2 protein-coding genes are annotated in these 1,397 nt (G+C 67.3%); one reads left to right on the forward strand and one right to left on the reverse strand.

The genetic code is table 11. The features are described from left to right. On the forward strand, positions 1-643 hold a 643-nt coding region (locus tag AC1D1S_RS21130), incomplete at its 5' end, for an AAA family ATPase (RefSeq protein WP_476995443.1). A 28-nt stretch (positions 644-671) separates the two neighbouring features. On the opposite strand, the gene AC1D1S_RS21135 is transcribed toward AC1D1S_RS21130, so the two are convergent. After that, the coding region (locus AC1D1S_RS21135; RefSeq protein ID WP_476995444.1) for a GNAT family N-acetyltransferase at positions 672-1,397 on the reverse strand (726 nt) is incomplete at its 5' end.

Genomic DNA, 1,397 nt, shown 5'->3' on the forward strand with positions numbered 1-1,397 from the left:
GTATTTGTTGAGCCGGAGCGAAGGTGTCACAGCAATCCTTCTTTCGGGAGGATCGCTCGCCAGGATCTCAGAAGCCGCCACCATGGCCAGGGCGCTGCAGCCCTCCATCGTCGTCCTTGAGGACTGCGACCTCATCGCCGAGGACCGCAGCTTCGGGCACGGACCACAGCCGCTGCTATTCGAGGTGCTGGACGCCATGGACGGTTTGGCCAGCGACGCGGACGTGGCGTTCGTCCTCACCACCAACCGCGTGGACATGTTGGAACGCGCCTTGGCCCAGCGTCCCGGCCGTGTGGACCTGGCCGTGGAAATTCCTATGCCTGCCCGGGCGGAGCGGGTTGCGCTGATCACACTGTATGCCCGCAGTATTCCCCTCAGCCCGAGCTCGATTGAAGACGCCGCCGCCCGCACCGAAGGAACCACCGCCTCGTTCGCACGCGAACTCGTCCGCCGCGCGGTCGTTGCCGGCGCATTGGACGGCGCGCCGGTGGCGGACCATCATCTTCAGAAGGCTGTGGATGACCTGATGGCCGACAGCGCCGCGCTCACCCGAAGCCTCCTCGGCAGCGGCGCCGGAGACGGCTCTGAGGGCATGGGCGGACCGTTCCCCGGACCGCCGGCGGCCTTCCATCCCGGGGGCTAGGACGCACCGCGCCAGTGCAATTGGGCCCTCAGCGCCGCCACCGGTACGGGGTGGTCGTTGAGACTCGCAGCAATCCATAGCGTTCCAGGATCGGTCGCGAATATTCAGTCGAGTCACTGTGGATGAGTTTCTTCCCGAGCGCCAGCGCGGCCCGGGCCCGGGCGGCGGTGAGGGCCCGGTAGATACCCTGGCCACGCCATTCTGGACGCGTCGCCCCGCCCCAGATGCCCGCGAATTCCGTACCCGGCACCGGCTCGAGGCGGCCCGCGCTCACGATCAGTCCTTCGTGTTCGGCCACCCACAGTTCCATGCCGTCATCGCGCGCCATGCGTTGCAGGATTGCGTCGGCGTTGCCGTCGGAGACGTCAACGCCGAAAACCTCGTCCTGCATCGCGCTCATGGCGCGGATGTCCCGTTCTGCGCTCACCGGCCGCAGGCTGACGCCGGGCGGGAGCTGCACGTCCGCATTCAACGCGTTTGCCGGTCCGATCATGATCGACTCGGTMTCATCGGGCTCAAATCCGTTGTCGAGCAGTGCCCCGTGGAGTCCGGGTGCATGATCGTGGCCGCGGGTTTTCCACTCGACCCGCACGATCGCGGGATCGCTGCGGTAAAACGCGAGCGCTTCGGCCACCCACTGCGCGATCGTCCGGGCGTTGGCCCCATCGAGGTTCTGATAGGTCACGAAGCCTCTGCCGCCTGCGAAGGTCACCAGCCGCAGCGGACCCAGCCGTTCAACGCCGCTGGCACCGGG

Source organism: Arthrobacter sp. P1_A5 (assembly GCF_056406825.1).